Source organism: Rossellomorea sp. SC111 (genome assembly GCF_024733565.1).
GTDB lineage: Bacteria > Bacillota > Bacilli > Bacillales > Bacillaceae_B > Rossellomorea.
The window spans coordinates 1-20,006 of sequence record NZ_JANIOC010000024.1 but is presented as its reverse complement, the minus strand read 5'-3'; the positions used below and the strand labels follow the sequence as shown (position 1 = coordinate 20,006).

Genomic DNA, 20,006 nt, shown 5'->3' with positions numbered 1-20,006 from the left:
GAATATTTTACCGGAAACCATAGAAAGACGTCGAAACATTCTCGGAATACATTCCCTCATTTTGACAAAGTTTTAAGCTTGTACCATTTATACTGAAAAAAAAGAAATGGGGAGTGTTTCATACATGGGGAAAGTCGATCAGTCGATCATCGAACCAGTTCAGAACGTGGACATCGAACACACGAGGGTGGAACTGTCCAAGGGGATCCGGTCCATTTATTCAAAGCTTGAGTGGCTATTTGTAGAAAAGGGGGTTGCTTTATTCGTCATCGGGTTTCTCCTCGGAAGAGCCTTAATCCTTTCACATCTGACACCTTTTGCCCTGCCGTTCTTTGCGTCTGTTTATATTATCCGGAGGGAGAAGTCACCGATCGCACTCATCGGGTTGCTGGCAGGAGCACTCACCTTATCCATTCCTAGTATCAGTTATACGTTTGTCAGTGCGGTATTATTCCTGTTAACGTATCGATTGTCGCAGAAATATCACAAGAATAATGTGAGGGCTGTCGCCTTTTATGTGTTCTTTACGGTGATGGCTGCTAAGCTTGGGTTCGATTATATCCAACAGGGACAAGCCTTGACGATCTATAACGGGGTCATGGCGGTAATTGAAGCGAGCCTTGCGTTTCTCTTAACCTATATCTTCATCCAGAGCGTTCCCCTTGTAACGGTTCAGCGCAGAAGGAAATCACTGAAAACAGAAGAAGTGGTCAGTTTGATCATCCTCCTCGCCTCGATCATGACGGGAACGATCGGATGGTCATTATACAATCTGTCTGTGGAGCATGTATTATCAAGATATCTGGTACTGCTGTTTTCCTTCATAGCAGGGGCCACAGTGGGCTCGACGGTAGGGGTCGTGACCGGTCTCGTCTTCAGCTTAGCCAATGTTTCGAGCTTTTATCAAATGAGCTTGCTTGCTTTCTCCGGACTTCTGGGCGGACTCATGAAAGAAGGAAGGAAATTTGGAGCGGCAATCGGTTTGTTAATCGCTACATTATTGATGGGAATGTACGGGGATACGGATACAGTCATTACGAAAACACTTTATGAATCGGGAGTAGCGATATTACTCCTGTTTTTAACCCCGCAAAGCTTGACGTCTAAAATTGCGAGACATATACCAGGGACGGCTGAATATCAGCATGATCAACAAGGGTACATGCGCCGGGTCAGGGATGTGACCGCTCATCGGGTCACTCAGTTCTCGTCGGTGTTCCAGGCTTTATCAAACAGCTTTCAACAAATAGAAGACCGATTTGAAGAGGAGGAGGATAAAGAGTTTGACTATTTTCTCAGCAATGTCACGGAGAAAACGTGTCAAACCTGCTTTAAGAAAGATCAGTGCTGGGCACGGAATTTTGATAAAACCTACAATCTTATGAAAGATGTGATGACTGAGTACGATCAGGGTAGGGTCCCCCTTTCCCCGAAACTTGCAAGAGAGGTAGAGAAGCATTGTACGAGAGAGAAGAAACTGAAGGATACAATCTATCAGGAGCTTACCTTCTATCAGGCCAATCTGAAATTGAAGAAACAGGTTCAGGAAAGCAGGAAGCTTGTGGCTGACCAATTGCTCGGTGTATCGGAGGTAATGGGGAATTTCGCGAAAGAAATCCAAAGAGAAAGGGAAAATCATCATATTCAGGAAGAGCAGATCCTGGCAAGTATCGGAGAGTTTGGGATCGAGATTGAAAACATTGAAATCTATAACCTGGAACAAGGGAATGTCGATATCGATATGACGATGCCTTATTGCGGAGGACACGGTCAGGGGGAAAAGCTCATTGCACCCATGTTATCCGATATATTAGGAGAAAACATCGTCGTACAAAAGGAGGAGTGCGCTCAATTTCCAAATGGTCAGTGTCATGTAACCTTTCAATCTGCAAAGAAATTTGTCGTCGATACAGGTGCATCCCATGCAGCAAAAGGAGGAGGACTGGTTTCAGGAGACAGTTACTCCATGATTGAATTGGGAAGGGGGAAGTATGCCGTTGCGATCAGTGACGGGATGGGGAATGGTGAACGGGCCCATTACGAAAGCAATGAAACACTGAGACTATTGAAAAAGATCCTGGAGTCGGGGATCGAAGAAGAGGTGGCGATCAAGTCCATCAATTCGATTCTCTCCCTCAGAACGAATGATGAAATTTTCTCCACATTGGATTTAGCCATGATCGACCTGCAAAATGCGTCTTCGAGGTTCTTAAAAATAGGTTCGACCCCAAGCTTCATTAAGCGGGGAGATAAAATTCTCAAGGTGGAAGCCAGTAACTTACCGATGGGGATGCTTCAGCAGGACTTCGATGTCGATGTCGTCTCGGAACAATTGAAAGCAGGAGATCTTCTCATCATGATGAGTGACGGAGCCTTTGAAGGACCGAAGCATGTAGAAAATTATGATCTGTGGATGAAGAGAAAAATAAAGGAACTCGAAACCGATGATCCACAGGAAGTGGCAGACATTCTAATGGAGGAGGTCATCCGGTCGAGCTCCGGATTAATAGAAGATGATATGACCATCGTGGTGTCGAAAATCAAGCATAACATACCGAAGTGGTCATCCATCCCTATGCAAAAAGGTAAGTCGAAAGATAAAATTTCCTAGGGTCCGCACCCTTTAAAATAGTTAACTAGAGTATAAACTCCTCCTTATTCGGCGAAGATGATATCAACTTTAGAATGAGGAGGGGAGTCTGATGAAGCCAGGTACACTTCGTCAAATTCTATTAATTACGGATGGTTGCTCGAATCAAGGAGAAGATCCAATTGCGATGGCGGCCCTTGCCAAGGAGCAGGGAATCTCGGTCAATGTGATTGGTGTGATTGACAATGATGTCATAGATGACAATGGAATGCAGGAAATTGAAGGGATTGCTCTATCGGGGGGTGGGGTGAGCCAGATTGTATATGCACAACAGCTTTCTCAAACGGTACAGATGGTCACGCGTAAAGCCATGACCCAGACCTTGCAGGGAGTTGTAAATAAAGAGTTGAAACAAATTCTCGGGAAATCTGCCTCTATGGAAGAGCTTCCTCCCGAACAGCGTGGAGAGGTTATGGAAGTAGTGGATGAACTGGGTGAATCCGTCGATATGGAAGTGTTGATTCTTGTCGATACATCTGCAAGTATGAAACATAAGCTCCCGACGGTCAAAGAAGCCTTGCTGGATCTATCATTAAGCCTAAATGCACGGATGGGTGATAACAAGTTTTCTGTATTTGTATTTCCCGGGAAACGACAAGATGTCGAAAAATTGCTGGATTGGACACCAAGACTCGAAACACTGACGAGTATTTTCTCTAAATTGTCTCCAGGCGGAATCACTCCAACCGGACCGGCGATCTCAGAAGCCATCACACACTTTAAGAAAAAACGTTCGTTAAGGGGATTGCTCTCTCGTGGCGATGATGAACAATACTTCGAAGAAACCATTTAGTTTCAATCCTGGAACAGTTATAAGAGGTAAGTGGTATAAACATATCTATACGATTGTAAAAGAATTGGGATACGGGGCGAACGGGATTGTATATCTTGTGCAAGGGTCCTCAGGTTACCAGGCGTTAAAAATGAGTGACAGCAATGTGTCGATTACTTCTGAAGTCAATGTATTAAAAGCTTTCTCAAAGGTCCAAGGTTCTCCCCTTGGGCCAAAGCTTCTTGATGTGGACGATTGGGAGGTAAGGGGTCAAAAAATCCATTTCTACGTGATGGAATATATACAGGGAACCGATCTGCTGTCATTTGTTCAATCGAAGGGATTCTCCTGGACAGGTGTCCTCGTTGCTCAGCTCCTGACAGACTTGGAGCGGATTCATAAGGAAGGATGGGTTTTTGGGGATTTAAAACCTGAAAACTTAATTGTGACAGGTCCTCCTTACAGGATTCGCTGTATTGATGTTGGGGGAACCACCATTAACGGCCGGGCGATCAAGGAGTTCACGGAGTTTTTTGATAGAGGGTATTGGATTGGGGGATCCAGGAGGGCTGAATCCTCCTATGATCTTTTCTCAGTAGGGATGATCCTTATCAATTTGGCCTATCCAACGCGTTTCACTAAGACCGGGGAAGGGAATATAAAACAACTGAGGCAGGCTGTGGATTCGAAGGACCAGCTGAAAAAATTCGCAGGGACGATCCAGGGTGCCCTCGATGGCAAATTTCAAACCGCCAGCGAAATGAGAGAGAGTCTTTTACATGGACTCTCGCATGCCCAACCGGTGCAGCAGCCGAAACCGAAACCGAAGGCCCAACGATCTGTTCAGCAAAGTGCTACTGTAAGAACAGCTTCCCCCCATCCAAGCAGATACCAGAACCAGCGGAATAAAAATTCAAGTCACTTTCTGGAGACGGTACTTGTTGTGATCATTGTCTCACTCCTATACGTTTTGTATATTTATGGAGAATTGTTGTAGCATATCGGTGTGAGAAACCAGTAGAAATTGATACAATGGGGAAAATGGTTGTAGGAAGAGGAAGCACAATGTTAGAGCATACGACAAAACGATTTATTCAAGATCACCAGCTCATTCAAAAGGGCGACCGCATTCTGGTAGCAGTATCGGGCGGACCTGATTCCCTGGCGCTGCTGCATTTTCTTGACTTGAACAAAAGAGGGTTAGGAGTAGAAGTGGCCGCAGCCCATCTGGATCATATGTTCAGGGGGGAGGAATCCTTCCAGGAGCTACAGTTCGTCCAGGATTTCTGTCACGGGCGGAATATCCCCTTCTACGGAAAACAGCTGAATGTTTCGAGGGAAATCGAAGCCACAAATGGAAGCATGCAGGATATGGCCCGAAAGATCCGCTATGGGTTTCTGGAGGAGGTCATGGGAGAGCTGTCAGCCACCAAACTGGCCCTGGGTCATCACGGGGATGATCAAGTGGAGACGATCCTGATGAAATTGACAAGAGGGGCATCGGGGGCGAGTAGAGCCGGCATTCCCCTGAAACGATCATTTGCTGACGGTGACATTATCCGGCCGTTCCTCTCTGTGACTAAAATGGAGATCGAGGATTATTGTGATAGACATGATCTAGAACCGAGAAGGGATCCCAGTAACCAGAAGGAAGTTTATACAAGGAATCGGTTTAGAAAGAGAGTCCTTCCATTCTTAAAACAGGAAAACCCTCATGTCCATCTGCAATTCCAACGATTTAGTGAAGAAATAGCAGAAGATGAGGCATATTTAGAGGAATTAACAGAAGAAAAGTTGAATAAGGTATGGAATAACACCGGGGATTTCTCCTCAATACATATCGATGGTTTTCTTGCAATGGCTCAGCCTTTACAAAGAAGAGGGATTAATCTAATATTAAACTATCTTTACAAAGTAAGACCATCTTCCTTATCGTCTATACATATTTACGATGTATTGGGTATTTTAAAAGGAAAAGCGCCGAATGCCAGCATAGACTTACCAAAGGGGCTTAAGGTAACACGTGCGTATCATACATGCTATTTTCACTTTGGAGAATTAGCCTTAACCGGGGTTCCATATTGTTATGAGCTCCAGGTTGATAAGGGGCTGGACATTCAAGGTGAATATCAGTTTCATCTCTATTCTTCCCCGCACACCCCGGATGAAGCCAGTGATGTGATCTATCTTGATCCAAGCGCTGTATCCCTCCCTCTTTACGTGCGAACGAGAAGGAGTAAGGACAGAATGAAAGTGAAGGGGATGGCAGGCTCCAAGAAGCTGAAAACCCTCTTTATCGATCATAAACTTCCCGCGCACCTTCGTGAGGAGTGGCCGGTTGTAGTAGACGCTGAACAACATATCCTCTGGGTTCCGGGAATGAAGAAGTCTATTTACGATTTGGGAGAAGAGCAGGAAAATAGTTTAGTACTACAATTTACAAGCAATCATCTTCTAGGAGGCAGTTGAACATTGTTAAACCAAGATATTGAGAAAGTGTTAATTTCAGAAGAAGAACTTCAAGAAAAGATTAAAGCATTAGGTGCACAATTAACAGAGGAATATCAAGATCGTTTTCCTTTGGCAATTGGCGTTTTAAAAGGCGCGATGCCCTTCATGGCTGACCTTTGCAAGCGCATGGATACTCATATGGAAATGGATTTCATGGATGTATCCAGCTACGGGAACTCTACTGTCTCTTCAGGAGAAGTAAAGATTGTGAAAGATTTAGATACAAAGGTGGAAGGCCGGGATATCCTCATCATTGAAGATATCATCGACAGCGGATTGACATTAAGCTATCTGGTGGAGCTTTTCCGCTATCGTAAGGCAAAATCAATCAGCATTGTGACTCTGCTTGACAAACCAACCGGTCGTAAAGCAGATATCAAAGCGGACTACGTCGGCTTTATTGTCCCTGACGAGTTCGTGGTCGGATATGGTCTTGATTACGCTGAAAGATATCGTAATCTGCCGTATATCGGTGTTTTAAAACCAAGAGTGTATACAACTGGAGAATAAGTATATTCTAAAGAGGAATCTTGTAAGTGCAATTTGTTGTAATGCCATGATTTTCTATGATACTATTTTACTTAGTTTGTTTACCCGTGGGAGGAGGTAAGGGATGAACCGGATCTTTCGAAACACCATATTCTATTTACTAGTCTTTTTAGTGATTATAGGTGTGGTGAGTTATTTCAGTAACAACAACGAGCCAACCAAAAATATCGAGTACAGTACATTTATTAATAACCTTGAAGACGGAGATGTTTCTTCTTTTTCAATTCAGCCTGGCAGAGGTGTGTATGAAGTAAAAGGACAAATGGAAGGGGCTAAAGAAGGAGAGTACTTCTTGACCTATGTCCTTACCACAGATGGAAAGCTGATGGATAAGATCAATACTGCGGCATCGGAGCAAGGCATCGATGTGGAAGTATTACAGGCCAAGGAAACAAGCGGCTGGGTATCTTTCTTCACAACCATCATCCCGTTTGTCATCATCTTCATTCTGTTCTTCTTCTTACTTAACCAAGCTCAAGGCGGCGGAAGCCGTGTCATGAACTTCGGTAAGAGTAAGGCAAAACTTTACAGTGAAGAGAAGAAGAAAGTCCGCTTTAAAGATGTAGCGGGAGCGGATGAAGAGAAACAAGAACTTGTGGAGGTAGTGGAATTCTTAAAGGATCCACGCAAGTTCTCTGAAGTGGGTGCCCGCATTCCGAAGGGTGTCCTTCTAGTGGGACCTCCTGGTACAGGTAAAACCCTACTTGCACGAGCGGTAGCTGGAGAAGCGGGAGTTCCTTTCTTCTCAATCAGTGGTTCCGACTTCGTTGAAATGTTTGTCGGTGTGGGTGCATCTCGTGTACGTGACTTATTTGAAAACGCGAAGAAGAATGCACCATGTATCATCTTCATTGATGAGATCGATGCAGTCGGTCGTCAACGTGGAGCAGGCTTGGGTGGAGGTCACGATGAGCGTGAACAAACCCTTAACCAGTTACTTGTTGAAATGGACGGTTTCGGAGCGAACGAAGGTATCATCATCGTCGCTGCAACAAACCGACCTGACATTCTGGATCCGGCATTATTGCGCCCAGGACGTTTTGACCGTCAAATTACAGTAGATCGTCCAGACTTAAAAGGCCGTGAAGCTGTTCTTAAAGTACATTCTCATAATAAACCGCTTGATGAATCTGTCGATCTAAAAGCGATTGCAATGAGAACACCAGGCTTCTCAGGAGCCGATTTGGAAAACCTTCTGAACGAAGCGGCACTTGTGGCGGCTCGTGAAGATAAGAAGAAAATTGATATGCGCGATATCGACGAAGCAACGGACCGTGTCATTGCAGGTCCTGCCAAGAAGAGCAAAGTCATATCTGAAAAAGAACGTAAAATCGTGGCATTCCACGAAGCGGGTCACACCGTGATCGGATTAGTCCTTGATGAAGCTGACATGGTACATAAGGTAACCATCGTTCCTCGTGGGCAGGCTGGCGGCTATGCTGTCATGCTTCCTAAAGAAGATCGTTACTTCATGACGAAGCCTGAGCTTCTTGATAAGATTACCGGATTACTCGGTGGTCGTGTGGCAGAGGAAATCATCTTCGGAGATGTATCCACCGGTGCACACAATGACTTCCAACGTGCAACTGGAATCGCCCGTAAAATGGTCACTGAATATGGTATGAGTGATAAGCTCGGACCACTTCAGTTCGGTCAATCCCAAGGTGGTCAAGTATTCCTTGGACGTGACATCAATAGTGAACAAAACTATTCAGATGCCATCGCGTATGAAATTGACTTAGAAATGCAGCGTCTCATCAAAGAAAGCTATGAGAGAGCGAAGCGAATTCTTACTGAAAATCGTGACAAGCTTGAACTCATTGCCAAAACTTTATTAGATATAGAAACTTTAGACGCAGCGCAAATCAAATCTCTAATGGATCACGGCAAATTGCCTGAACGCACATATGAATCCGATCAGGAAAACAGTGACGTGAAGGTGAACATCCAGAAGAAAAATGAAGACACTGCGATTGTAGAAGACACGACTTCAAAAGAAGACGACTCTAATACTGATCGCACATGATAGTGAAGGATGCATCCATTTGGGTGCATCCTTTTTTTGATTATAAATGAGATAAGCTGAATCGATGCTTAATAACGTTAAACATTAACAACGAAATGATATTTGAGAATAAACGCCTACCATATCTAGAAAAGGGGGCTTCTTTTGTTTTTCAATTATTAGGAAGTCATAAATGTAGGAGCAAAGAGTGGATTGTAGCGGAAGGCACTTGACTCCAGCGGGAAAAAGAGGAAAGGTCGAGACCCCGCAGGGCGAAGCCCGAGGAGGCTCGATTTCCTCCCCGTGGAAAGCAAGTGCCTGGAGCGGAAAGGAACGGTCAAAGTTTTCGCGCTGCCACTTATGGTAAATGAATTTTTTGGGAATTATGCAAAACAAATGGACCTAACCAAGCTGGTTGCGCTCTTATACCATCCAGCTCCACCGGCTAGCCCCTCGAGGTCATAAGTCAACTTCACCAAAAAGGCAAAAAACGCCTTTCCGGTGAAGTCGCCTTATGCTTGTCGCTTCTGTGCAAAGCCCTTGCGCTTTTATACCCATCTAGCTCCACCGGCTAGTCCCTCGAGGTCATAAGTCAATTACACCAAAAAGGCAAAGGACGCCTTTCCGGTGTAATCGCCTTATGCTTGTCGGGCCTGACCAAGCCGGTTCCGCTTTTGTACCTATTCTAAATAAATTATGGTATGATGTTGGCAGTGTGAAAACAATTGGCTTAGTAGGTGAGGATATTGATTTTTGTAATGGATGTAGGGAATACCAATATTGTATTTGGTGTATATGAAAATGACCATTTAAAATATCATTGGAGAGCTGAAACGAATCGACATAAAACCGAAGATGAGTTTGGCATGCTTGTAAAGAATCTGTTTGAGCATGTGAATTTAACGTTTGAAGAAATTGACGGCATCATCATTTCTTCCGTTGTCCCTCCAATTATGTTCAGTTTGGAACGCATGTGTGAGAAGTATTTTCATATTACTCCACTGGTTGTCGGTCCTGGGATCAAGACTGGTTTAAATATTATGTATGAAAACCCAAGGGAAGTCGGAGCGGATCGAATCGTCAATGCAGTCGCTGGCATTCATGAATACGGCGGCCCGCTCATCATCGTTGACTTCGGTACAGCGACGACGTATTGCTATATCAATGAAGAACGACAATATATGGGTGGTGCGATCGCCCCGGGAATAGGAATATCAACGGAGGCCCTGTACTCGAAGGCTGCCAAACTGCCAAGGATTGAAATCGCTCGTCCAGAACAGATCATCGGAAAGAATACCGTAACAGCTATGCAGGCAGGTATTCTTTATGGATATGTTGGACAAGTCGAAGGTATTGTTCAAAGAATGAAAGCACAAAGTAAGAAAGAGCCAACGGTCATTGCTACGGGAGGATTAGCCACGCTGATTGCGAAAGAATCCAATAGCATTGACGTAGTAGATCCATTCCTGACGTTAAAAGGGCTAAAATTAATCTACAAGAGAAATATGAATTAAAGTGAAGGGGGCTGCAACCATGAGTGATTATTTAGTAAAGGCGTTAGCTTATGACGGGCAAGTACGTGCGTATGCTGTCAAAAGCACGGATACAGTAGGGGAAGCACAAAGAAGACATGGTACATGGCCGACTGCATCTGCAGCACTTGGTCGAAGCATTAGTGCCGGTGTGATGATGGGGGCCATGCTTAAAGGTGAAAATAAATTGACGATCAAAGTAGAAGGCGGCGGTCCGATCGGAGCCATCCTTGTGGACAGCAATGCAAAAGGGGAGGTCAGAGGATACGTGACCAATCCCCATGTCCACTTTGATTTGAATGAGCACGGAAAGCTGGATGTCCGTCGTGCGGTCGGGACGGAAGGTACGTTATCGATTGTGAAAGATATCGGTATGAGGGATCATTTCTCAGGTCAGGTTCCCATTGTTTCAGGGGAACTTGGGGAAGATTTCACCTATTATTTCGTCACGTCAGAACAAGTGCCTTCCTCTGTAGGGGTCGGAGTGTTGGTCAATCCAGACAACTCGATTCTTGCTGCAGGAGGATTCATCCTCCAGCTTATGCCGGGTACAGAGGATGAGACGATCACAAAGATTGAGGAGCGTCTGGCGAAGATCCCTCCAATCTCTAAATTGATCGAAAAAGGCCTGACACCTGAAGAGGTATTGGAAGAAGTGCTTGGAGAAGGGGAAGTCAAAGTGCTTGAAACACTTCCGGTGGCGTTTAAGTGCCAATGTAACAAGGAGCGCTTCTCTAATGCGATCATCAGCTTAGGGGAACAGGAAATTCAAGAGATGATCGATGAAGATGGAAGTGCGGAAGCAAGCTGCCACTTCTGTAATGAAACCTATATTTTTTCTAAAGAAGAATTAGAAGAACTGAAATCAAGCGCCAAGGAATAAATTACATCCAGGGAGAATGGGAGAAATGAGAATTAAACGGTCTGTACTCATGGTGGTCATCGGGGTATTGCTTGTCACGAATCTGATCACGCTTGTGTGGAACTGGTCCTCAGGGGAAGTCGGTACTCCGGAAGTAGTGGCATCGGTTGGCGGAGAATCCGTGTCCCGGGAGGATTGGTTATATGCACTGGAGCAGCAATATGGAAAAGAAGAGCTGAGGGCTATGGTCAATCAAAAAGTGATCGATCATTTAGCGGAGAAATACGATATTTCTGTTTCAAATAAAGAAGTAGAACAGGAATATTATCTTATTCAATCCGTTTATAATGCCTATGATGAAGAAAACCTTGAAGATGAAGATATGCTGAAAGAGCAGATCAAATCTGAATTATTATTAGAGGAGCTCATCACGAAGGATGTCCAGGTTCCTGAAAAAGAGATGAAAAAATTCTATACTCAGAATGAGGACCAGTATTCAATCCCTAAAATGTATAAGCTGAAGCAGCTGAAGGTAGCAGATCAAACAGAAGCGGAGCAGGTTCTGAAGGAACTCGATGGCGGATCTGACTTTGAAGCATTGGCCATGGAACGGTCTACCGATGAACAAAGCGCACATTTAGGAGGGGACATTGGGTATGTCCCCATTGATGGGGATATTCTTTCTCCGGAAGCGAAGTCGGAAGTAGAACCGTTATCACAGGGTGAATGGACATCACCGATTCATCAGGATTCAGAATATGTGATTTATTACGTAGACGGTATCCTGAAGGAGAGAGACTATTCGTTTAAGGAAGTAAAATCACAAATTCGCAGACAGATTGCTTTAGAACAAGTCGAAACACCTCTAAAGCCTGAATCCTTTTGGGATGAAGTGAACGTCGAGTGGTTTTATGGCAAACAGGAATAAGGAAGGAGCTGGCTTCGGTCAGCTCCTTTTACATACTTCGATCCCTTTCAACGTAACATAGGATAAGTGTAAGCTGCATATAAATGTAGGTGAGTGAGGGGGGAGATCACGGCTTCTGCCGTGGAGCGGTGCCCTGGAACGAAAAGCATTATCATTGACAAATATATTGAATATTGTTACATTTTATTAAAACCAACAAATTTACTTGGAATTAGGAGTGATGAACGAATGGTGAGAGTAGCCAATTCAATTTCAGAATTAATAGGTCAGACTCCAGTGGTAAAACTGAATCGATTAGTGGATGAGAACAGTGCGGATGTTTATTTGAAATTAGAGTATATGAATCCTGGCAGTTCCGTGAAAGACCGGATCGCCCTGGCAATGATTGAAGCAGGGGAAGCTGCAGGTACGATTAAACCCGGAGATACAATCGTTGAGCCGACAAGCGGCAACACGGGTATCGGCCTTGCCATGGTCGCTGCCGCTAAAGGATACCGTTCTTTGCTCGTCATGCCTGACACAATGAGTACAGAAAGGCGCAACCTGTTACGAGCCTATGGTGCTGAATTGGTTTTAACACCGGGTTCTGAAGGAATGAATGGCGCCATTCGCAAAGCGGAAGAGTTGTCGAAAGAAAAAGGCTTCTTCATGCCTCAGCAATTCAAAAATGAAGCCAATCCTAAGGTTCATCGTGAAACGACCGGACCGGAAATCGTGGAACAGATGGGTGATCAGCTTGATGCCTTCATCGCAGGGATCGGCACAGGCGGAACGATTACTGGCGTTGGCGAAGTGTTGAAAAAGCATTATCCATCGGTTGAATTATACGCAGTCGAGCCGTCGGATTCCCCTGTTTTATCAGGAGGAAAGCCGGGTCCTCATAAAATCCAGGGAATCGGAGCCGGGTTCATCCCTGAGATTTTAGATACAGATGTATATGACCACGTCATACAGGTCGATAAGGATTCAGCATTTGACTTTGCAAGAAGGGCGGCAAAAGAAGAAGGGATCCTTGGCGGAATTTCCTCAGGGGCAGCCATCTACGCCGCTCTTGAAGTAGCGAAGAAGTTAGGGAAGGGCAAAAAAGTGCTGGCCATCATCCCTAGTAACGGAGAACGCTATTTAAGCACCCCTCTTTACCAATTTGATGAAGAATAGAATGTAAATGGAGGATCCTGAAGTGCACGCTGCTTCGGGATCTTTTTTTATGCCAAAATCGCTCCGCCTGCACATAATTTGAATTTTTTAACGATGAAACCTTCCCGAAGTTCATGTATCATGAAAGGAGATAAACATTAGGAGTGTGAGGGGTCCGTGCAGCACCTGTATTTTCATAAAAACCATACAACCAAAGAACAATTCTTCGCAGCATACGAACAGCTTAGTCAGCATCAAACACATCATATTTTGTTGGAAAGTGGAAGAGGTGGACGATATAGTGTGGCTGGTCTGCGACCTGACGTCATTTTACAAAGTATTCCGGAGGGCTTGAGTATTCAAGACTCATCTGGAACTGAAGTGATTCATGGAGATCCGTTGATTGAGTTGGAAAAATGGATGGCCCCCCATCGAACGGAAAGGAAAGAGGATCTCCCTGACTTCCAGGGGGGAGTGATCGGTTTTCTTAGTTATGACTATGCAAGAAAGATCGAGAAACTTCCTTCTCTGGGGCGTGATGATCTGGAGATTCCCGACCTTTATTTTTACTATCTGAAAGAGTGGGCGGTTTTCGATCATCAGGAGAACTGTTTATGGACGATGATTTTATCCGATCAAGAGACGGAATCGGCAAAGGGGGAGCTTTCACGTTGGACATCCTCCTGGACGGGTGCCTTCTCCTTCATGAATGATACGAAGAGAAAACCTCTGCCTCAAGACAGGGCGGATATTGAAGTGTCGATGGATAAGGAAGAGTTTTCAGAGGCAGTGAAAAGAATTCAATCTTATATCTCGCAGGGGGATGTCTTTCAGGTGAATTTATCTGTCCGGCAGTCTCAACAGTTGAGAACAGAGCCATATGCGGTTTATAAAAAGCTTCGGGAATTAAATCCCTCCCCCTATATGAGTTATATCCATAGCCCGGAATTCCAGATTGTTTCCGGGTCACCTGAGCTACTAGTGAAGAAAAAAGGAACGGAAGTAAGCACCAGGCCGATCGCAGGTACCCGTTCCCGTGGTGAGAATGCAGAAGAGGATGAAAGACTTGCCCTGGAACTGATCCATAATGAAAAAGAAAGAGCCGAGCATGTGATGCTTGTGGATTTGGAGCGGAATGACCTGGGGAAGGTATGCCAATACGGGACAGTCGAAGTCAACGAGTTCATGGTTATCGAAAAATATTCCCACGTCATGCACATCGTATCCAATGTCAGGGGGAAACTGGATGAAACCAAAACGGGGGCGGATGTCATTCGATCTGTTTTTCCCGGGGGAACGATCACAGGTGCTCCTAAAGTGAGGACGATGGAAATCATCGAAGAGCTTGAACCGGTCAGGCGGGGTATTTACACAGGCTCCATTGGCTGGATCGGGGTCAATGGCGATATGGAATTGAACATCGTCATACGGACGATGCTTGTAAAAGAAGGAAAAGGGCACATCCAAGCAGGAGCGGGAGTGGTGATTGATTCAAATCCAGCGTACGAATACAAGGAATCTCTTAAGAAAGCGAAAGCCCTTTGGGTCGCGAAGGCAATGGCGGAAGGAGAAAGTCTATGATTCTCATGATTGATAACTACGATTCATTCACCTATAATCTTGTGCAATTCTTAGGAGAGCTTGGGGAGGAACTGATCGTGAAGCGGAACGATGAGATCACCCTCGATGAAATTGAAGCTATGTCCCCGGATTATTTGATGATTTCTCCGGGTCCGTGCAGCCCTAATGAAGCGGGTATCAGCCTGGAAGCGATCCGGACATTTGCCGGGAAGATTCCGATCTTCGGCGTTTGTCTCGGGCATCAGTCCATCGCCCAGGTTTTCGGGGGAGATGTCATTCGTGCCGAACGGCTTATGCACGGAAAGGTCTCCCCGATGATCCATGATGGGAAAACCGTATTTGAAGGGATGCCGAAACCTTTCAATGCAACGAGGTATCATTCCCTGATCGTTAATCGGGAGACCCTTCCTGATTGCTTCGACATTTCTGCCGAAACGGCGCAGGGAGAAATCATGGCGATCAGACATAAATACCTTCCAGTGGAGGGAGTACAGTTCCACCCTGAATCCATCATGACGGAGCAGGGGAAGCGGCTGCTCCTTAACTTTCTGAACGCGTATAAAAAAGTCGGGATGGCCTGACCCATGTATCTATATCTAAACGGGGATATCGTTCACCAGTCAGTAGCTTCCATTTCTCCATTTGATCACGGCTACTTGTACGGCATGGGAGTGTTTGAAACCTTTCGCACCTATGACGGCCATCCATTTTTGTTAAACGATCATCTGAACAGACTTTCCCGGGGGCTAAAGGAATTGAATATTGAAGCCCACCTGGATGAGGAAAAAATCAGGTGGACCATCTCGGAGCTGTTAAAGAAAAATGACCTTAAAGATGCGTATTGCCGGTTCAATGTGTCAGGTGGGCCTGAAGAAATCGGTTTGAAGACAGCTCCTTATGAGGATGCAACCGTCATACTTTTTCAAAAGGAATTACCGCCTTCCCCCCCTTTAAAGGAAAAAGAAGGTGTACTCTTACAGCTTGGAAGAAACACTCCGGAAACGGGAGAACGTCTCAAATCCCATCATTACCTGAATAATATGGCGGCAAAAAGGGAAATCGGAGCCTCGTCAGATCAAGAAGGTATTTTTCTGACAAAAGAAGGGTTCCTCTGTGAAGGAATCACTTCCAACCTCTTCTGGGTAAAGGACGGAGAATTATATACGCCTTCGGTGGAAACCGGACTGTTAAACGGAATCACCAGGCAGTTCATCCTGGCTCTTGCCGATCGGTTGAATATACCAGTACAAGTCGGGATGTTTGAAAAAACGGAAATGCTTGCAGCGGATGAAGTGTTTTTCACGAATTCCGTTCAAGAAATCATACCGGTAAACAAAATGGGTTCCATACAGTTACCAGGGCGGCATGGAAAGATTGTTGGACTCTTTCATGAGCAGTACACTAAATATAAATATCACTTGAATTCAATACAGGAAATGAAGTGAGGGGGATGACGCAGTGAAGTGCGGAAAATACGAACTGGATTTTATACAGAAGACCCTTATTATGGGGATACTAAACATCACTCCTGATTCGTTCTCGGACGGCGGGTCTTTCAATGAATTAGACCGGGCTGTGGAACGTGCGAAAGAAATGGTGGAAATGGGTGCAGACATCATTGATATTGGTGGTGAGTCGACCCGGCCTGGCCACGAGACCGTATCTGCGGAAGAAGAGATTTCACGGGTTGTGCCGATTATAGAAGCAATCTCCCGTGAAGTGAACGTGCCAATCTCCATTGACACGTATAAGGCTGCCACGGCAAGAAAAGCGCTTGAAGCAGGGGCGAGTATGATTAATGATGTATGGGGTGCGAAAAAGGATCCTGAAATGGCGCGAGTAGCGGCGGATACCGGTGCCCCGATCATTCTCATGCATAACCGGGAAAATCGGGAATACAGCCACTTCGTACGGGATGCGATTCAAGATTTGCAGGAGAGCATCTTCATCGCTAAGGGGTCGGGTGTAAAAGATGAACAAATCATCCTCGATCCTGGCATTGGTTTTGCCAAAACAGTACAATTGAACATAGAAATGATGAGGCATCTGGATGTCATCGTCTCACTTGGCTATCCGGTTCTGCTCGGAACGTCACGGAAATCCATCATCGGACATGTCCTTGACCTCCCTGTCGAGGAAAGAATGGAAGGGACGGGGGCTACAGTTTGCTACGGTATTCAAAAAGGCTGTCACATCGTACGTGTTCATGATGTAAAGGAAATGGCATGTATGGCAAAAATGATGGATGTTCTCGTTGGAAAGGAGAAAAGGTATGGATAAGATTCTTTTGAATGAGATGGAGTTTTACGGCTATCACGGTGTATTCGAGGAAGAGAACAAACTTGGACAACGTTTTCGTGTTAGTGCAGAGTTGCATTTAGATTTAAGGAAGTCCGGTCAAAGCGATCAGCTTGAAGACTCCGTAAACTATGCGGAGATCTATTCCATCACTAAAAGTGTTGTGGAAGGTGAGCCCAGGAATTTGGTCGAAGCTGTGGCTGAAGACATCTCTTCCCGGATCCTGGAAACATTCAACGCTGTCAAGAGCTGTAAAATCACACTAATCAAGCCTGATCCACCCATTCCAGGTCATTACCAATCGGTGGCGGTGGAGATTAATAGGAGTCGATAGGATGAATACTGCATATATTTCACTTGGTTCCAATATGGGAGACAGGGCGGGTTATTTAGAAAAAGCCATAAACATCTTAGGCAGTCATGGTAAGATAGAGGTAACGAAACAATCCTCTCTGTATGAAACAGACCCGGTAGGATTTACAGAACAAGATGAATTTTTGAACATGGTCATCGAAATTCGTACCAGTTTAAGTCCAGAAACTCTATTACATCAGTGCTTGCAGGTGGAAGTCGACCTTGGAAGGGAAAGGGAGTTCAAATGGGGTCCGAGAATAATAGACCTGGACATCCTACTCTTTAATCGCGCTACGATCGAAACAGAGAATCTACTCATCCCTCACCCAAGGATGCAAGAAAGAGCATTTGTATTAATCCCGTTATTAGAGGTGGCTCCGCGGATTGAGCATCCTTCTTTTAATGCCCCGTTCGCTGAATTTCTGGACGAAATACCTGACAAAGAAGGAGTTCGGTTATGGAAACAGATAAATGGGGAAGACGCATTCGTGCATTCAGAAAGCTAAAAGGATTTACTCAGGAAAGTTTGGCCAAGGAGCTTTCCATCTCCGTGTCGGTCCTTGGAGAAGTGGAAAGAGGGAGTCGGATACCGAAAGAGGATTTCTTGGTGAACGTTTCAGAAGTACTGAACATCCCCCTGAACGATCTCATCCCTCAAGAAGAATCCGACCGTAGTGAGTAAATGCCGCTTGATTCACCTGTATTCCTTTTTATGTTATTCTAGATAAGGCTGAAACCAATATGTGACACAGTCACCCAATTGGATCGGCCTTTTTTAGATTTCTCAATAGGTTTTCGTGCTTCTCGACGTACGTTTCTGAAATTACTCGTACTTTAGGGGTGTTACAAACATAGATATTGTGTAAAATAGTATGGTATATAACCGTATTAGTCTACTAAAGCAAGCAGATAGAATAGGAGTGAAACACATGAGTCACGAAGAAATTAATGACCAGCTTCGCGTCAGACGCGAAAAGATGGAAGCCATCCGTGAAAAAGGACAGGATCCATTCGGTAAACGATATGATCGTACACACAGTTCATCGGATATCAAATCTCAATTCGATGAGTTTTCTAAAGAGGAACTGGAAGAGAAAGATATCACCGTCACGATTGCAGGCCGTATCATGACGAAGCGTGGAAAAGGAAAAGCGGGATTTGCCCATCTTCAGGATCTGGCTGGACAAGTTCAAATCTATGTTCGTAAAGATGCCATCGGTGACGAAGCTTATGAGGTTTTCAATACAGCAGATCTTGGTGATATCGTAGGGATCACGGGTACTGTATTCAAAACAAAGGTAGGGGAACTTTCTGTTAAAGCGAAAGAATTCCACCTGCTGACGAAAGCACTTCGCCCGCTTCCTGAAAAATTCCACGGTTTAAAAGATGTTGAACAACGTTACCGTCAGCGTTATCTGGACCTGATTACAAGCCAGGAAAGCAAAGAAACGTTCATCGCCAGAAGCCGCATCATTCAATCTATGAGAAGATACCTGGATAACAACGGTTACTTGGAAGTAGAGACACCAATGATGCACGCAATCGCAGGTGGGGCTTCTGCCCGTCCGTTCAACACACATCATAACGCTCTTGATATGCCGCTTTATATGCGTATCGCCATCGAGCTTCATCTAAAACGCCTGATCGTCGGTGGGTTAGAAAAAGTATACGAAATTGGACGTGTCTTCCGTAACGAAGGAGTTTCAACAAGACATAACCCTGAGTTCACGATGATCGAGCTTTACGAAGCGTATGCAGATTACCGTGATATCATGGCTTTGACTGAAAATCTTGTTGCCCATATTGCGAAAGAAGTATTCGGATCTACTACGGTTCAATACGCTGATAATGAAATCAATCTTGAGCCGGAATGGACTCGCCTTCATATGGTAGACGCCGTTAAAGAGCATACGGGTGTTGACTTCTGGCAGGAAATGTCCGATGAAGATGCCCGTGCCCTTGCAAAAGAACACGGCATCGAAATCAAAGACAATATGCAATATGGTCATGTCGTCAATGAATTCTTCGAACAAAAGGTGGAAGATAAGCTGATTCAGCCTACCTTCATCTATGGTCATCCTGTTGAAATCTCTCCACTTGCGAAGAAGAATGATGAAGACCCGCGCTTCACGGATCGCTTTGAACTATTCATCGTTGGCCGTGAACATGCCAATGCCTTCACGGAGCTTAACGATCCGATCGATCAAAGAGAACGCTTTGAGGCACAATTAAAAGAAAGAGAAGAAGGAAACGACGAAGCCCACATGATGGACAATGATTTCATCGAGGCTCTTGAATACGGAATGCCGCCAACTGGTGGCCTTGGAATCGGCATCGACAGACTTGTTATGCTGTTAACCAATTCCCCATCCATCCGGGACGTACTGTTATTCCCATTAATGCGTCACCGTGACTAATAAGATATGTAGGAACAGCCAAGGCTCAGCCTTGGCTGTTTTTTTTGAATCGTATCGAAGAGGATGGTAGATAATAATTTGGTACAAACAATCAAACGGGACTAAAGGAGCTCTTTATTTTACGTAAAAATGAAAAGAAACAATGTCATTAGACTGATATTATATAGAAGTTAAAAAAGAATCATAAAAACTATTGCGCCAAGGTTTTTATGGTGGTATAGTATTATCTGTTGCCGCAAAACGCGACACACAACATGAAAAACTTTTTAAAAAAAGTTATTGACTTAAAAGAGTCGATAATGTAATATTTAAAGGGTCGCTTCAAACGAAGCACTTACACATTGAACCTTGAAAACTGAACAAAACAAGACAATACGTCAACGTTAATTCTAGATTTATTTTTAAAGAGC

General features: G+C 44.7%; 18 protein-coding genes. All 18 read left to right on the top strand.

The annotated features are described in order from the left end of the window. The first annotated feature begins 124 nt into the window (after positions 1-124). The 18 genes from spoIIE (at position 125) to lysS (ending at position 19,596) form a co-directional block, all read left to right on the top strand. Positions 125-2,611, top strand: a complete 2,487-nt coding sequence (gene spoIIE / locus NQ095_RS21375) for a stage II sporulation protein E (RefSeq protein WP_258265390.1) — start codon at positions 125-127, stop codon at positions 2,609-2,611. A gap of 91 nt (positions 2,612-2,702) precedes the next feature. Continuing rightward, the gene (locus NQ095_RS21370; protein WP_098438542.1) at positions 2,703-3,443 is read left to right on the top strand and encodes a VWA domain-containing protein; all 741 of its coding nucleotides are present in this window, start codon (positions 2,703-2,705) and stop codon (positions 3,441-3,443) included. After that, positions 3,412-4,419: a serine/threonine-protein kinase gene (locus NQ095_RS21365; protein WP_258265411.1), complete on the top strand. Its 1,008-nt coding sequence runs from the start codon at positions 3,412-3,414 to the stop codon at positions 4,417-4,419. Before NQ095_RS21370 ends, NQ095_RS21365 begins: the two co-directional genes overlap by 32 nt. A 68-nt stretch (positions 4,420-4,487) precedes the next feature. Further along, a complete protein-coding gene (gene tilS / locus NQ095_RS21360) occupies positions 4,488-5,891 on the top strand; it encodes a tRNA lysidine(34) synthetase TilS (protein ID WP_258265389.1) in 1,404 nt (467 codons plus the stop codon). A gap of 3 nt (positions 5,892-5,894) precedes the next feature. Continuing rightward, positions 5,895-6,443 carry a hypoxanthine phosphoribosyltransferase gene (gene hpt, locus NQ095_RS21355; RefSeq protein WP_034762998.1) on the top strand — a complete coding sequence of 183 codons (549 nt, stop codon included), beginning with the start codon at positions 5,895-5,897 and terminating at the stop codon, positions 6,441-6,443. A 103-nt stretch (positions 6,444-6,546) separates the two neighbouring features. Then, entirely contained in the window at positions 6,547-8,508 is a 1,962-nt protein-coding gene (gene ftsH / locus NQ095_RS21350; protein WP_258265388.1) for an ATP-dependent zinc metalloprotease FtsH, read from the top strand. Between the two features lie 725 nt (positions 8,509-9,233). Further along, complete coding sequence (locus NQ095_RS21345) at positions 9,234-10,001, top strand: type III pantothenate kinase (protein ID WP_258265387.1); 768 nt, start codon at positions 9,234-9,236, stop codon at positions 9,999-10,001. Between the two features lie 19 nt (positions 10,002-10,020). Beyond that, complete coding sequence (gene hslO / locus NQ095_RS21340) at positions 10,021-10,902, top strand: Hsp33 family molecular chaperone HslO (RefSeq protein WP_258265386.1); 882 nt, start codon at positions 10,021-10,023, stop codon at positions 10,900-10,902. Between the two features lie 25 nt (positions 10,903-10,927). Continuing rightward, on the top strand, positions 10,928-11,809 hold the full coding sequence (locus tag NQ095_RS21335) for a peptidyl-prolyl cis-trans isomerase (RefSeq protein WP_258265385.1): 882 nt from the start codon (positions 10,928-10,930) through the stop codon (positions 11,807-11,809). 228 nt (positions 11,810-12,037) lie between these two features. Continuing rightward, on the top strand, positions 12,038-12,967 hold the full coding sequence (gene cysK, locus NQ095_RS21330; RefSeq protein WP_258265384.1) for a cysteine synthase A: 930 nt from the start codon (positions 12,038-12,040) through the stop codon (positions 12,965-12,967). A gap of 156 nt (positions 12,968-13,123) precedes the next feature. Beyond that, the gene (gene pabB / locus NQ095_RS21325; RefSeq protein WP_258265383.1) at positions 13,124-14,527 is read left to right on the top strand and encodes an aminodeoxychorismate synthase, component I; all 1,404 of its coding nucleotides are present in this window, start codon (positions 13,124-13,126) and stop codon (positions 14,525-14,527) included. Continuing rightward, entirely contained in the window at positions 14,524-15,108 is a 585-nt protein-coding gene (gene pabA / locus NQ095_RS21320; protein WP_258265382.1) for an aminodeoxychorismate/anthranilate synthase component II, read from the top strand. Before pabB ends, pabA begins: the two co-directional genes overlap by 4 nt. Positions 15,109-15,111: 3 nt before the next feature. After that, the gene (gene pabC / locus NQ095_RS21315) at positions 15,112-15,972 is read left to right on the top strand and encodes an aminodeoxychorismate lyase (RefSeq protein ID WP_258265381.1); all 861 of its coding nucleotides are present in this window, start codon (positions 15,112-15,114) and stop codon (positions 15,970-15,972) included. Between the two features lie 61 nt (positions 15,973-16,033). Then, the gene (gene folP / locus NQ095_RS21310; protein WP_258265410.1) at positions 16,034-16,807 is read left to right on the top strand and encodes a dihydropteroate synthase; all 774 of its coding nucleotides are present in this window, start codon (positions 16,034-16,036) and stop codon (positions 16,805-16,807) included. Continuing rightward, positions 16,800-17,159: a dihydroneopterin aldolase gene (folB, locus tag NQ095_RS21305; protein ID WP_258265380.1), complete on the top strand. Its 360-nt coding sequence runs from the start codon at positions 16,800-16,802 to the stop codon at positions 17,157-17,159. The genes folP and folB overlap by 8 nt, the downstream gene beginning before the upstream one ends. A gap of 1 nt (position 17,160) precedes the next feature. Further along, entirely contained in the window at positions 17,161-17,685 is a 525-nt protein-coding gene (folK, locus tag NQ095_RS21300; protein WP_258265379.1) for a 2-amino-4-hydroxy-6-hydroxymethyldihydropteridine diphosphokinase, read from the top strand. Beyond that, positions 17,637-17,861, top strand: coding sequence for a helix-turn-helix domain-containing protein (locus NQ095_RS21295; protein WP_258265378.1), 225 nt, complete (start codon positions 17,637-17,639; stop codon positions 17,859-17,861). Before folK ends, NQ095_RS21295 begins: the two co-directional genes overlap by 49 nt. A 238-nt stretch (positions 17,862-18,099) precedes the next feature. Next, the gene (gene lysS, locus NQ095_RS21290) at positions 18,100-19,596 is read left to right on the top strand and encodes a lysine--tRNA ligase (RefSeq protein WP_258265377.1); all 1,497 of its coding nucleotides are present in this window, start codon (positions 18,100-18,102) and stop codon (positions 19,594-19,596) included. Positions 19,597-20,006: the final 410 nt, after the last annotated feature.

Bases quoted from the DNA above. Each gene is read 5' to 3' on its own strand.
- NQ095_RS21365 (WP_258265411.1), top strand. From the start codon at position 3,412: ATGATGAACAATACTTCGAAGAAACCATTTAGTTTCAATCCTGGAACA.
- folB (WP_258265380.1), top strand. From the start codon at position 16,800: ATGGATAAGATTCTTTTGAATGAGATGGAGTTTTACGGCTATCACGGT.
- NQ095_RS21295 (WP_258265378.1), top strand. From the start codon at position 17,637: ATGGAAACAGATAAATGGGGAAGACGCATTCGTGCATTCAGAAAGCTA.
- pabC (WP_258265381.1), top strand. From the start codon at position 15,112: ATGTATCTATATCTAAACGGGGATATCGTTCACCAGTCAGTAGCTTCC.
- hslO (WP_258265386.1), top strand. From the start codon at position 10,021: ATGAGTGATTATTTAGTAAAGGCGTTAGCTTATGACGGGCAAGTACGT.
- folP (WP_258265410.1), top strand. From the start codon at position 16,034: ATGGGGATACTAAACATCACTCCTGATTCGTTCTCGGACGGCGGGTCT.
- cysK (WP_258265384.1), top strand. From the start codon at position 12,038: ATGGTGAGAGTAGCCAATTCAATTTCAGAATTAATAGGTCAGACTCCA.
- spoIIE (WP_258265390.1), top strand. From the start codon at position 125: ATGGGGAAAGTCGATCAGTCGATCATCGAACCAGTTCAGAACGTGGAC.
- tilS (WP_258265389.1), top strand. From the start codon at position 4,488: ATGTTAGAGCATACGACAAAACGATTTATTCAAGATCACCAGCTCATT.
- folK (WP_258265379.1), top strand. From the start codon at position 17,161: ATGAATACTGCATATATTTCACTTGGTTCCAATATGGGAGACAGGGCG.
- ftsH (WP_258265388.1), top strand. From the start codon at position 6,547: ATGAACCGGATCTTTCGAAACACCATATTCTATTTACTAGTCTTTTTA.
- NQ095_RS21335 (WP_258265385.1), top strand. From the start codon at position 10,928: ATGAGAATTAAACGGTCTGTACTCATGGTGGTCATCGGGGTATTGCTT.
- NQ095_RS21370 (WP_098438542.1), top strand. From the start codon at position 2,703: ATGAAGCCAGGTACACTTCGTCAAATTCTATTAATTACGGATGGTTGC.
- pabA (WP_258265382.1), top strand. From the start codon at position 14,524: ATGATTCTCATGATTGATAACTACGATTCATTCACCTATAATCTTGTG.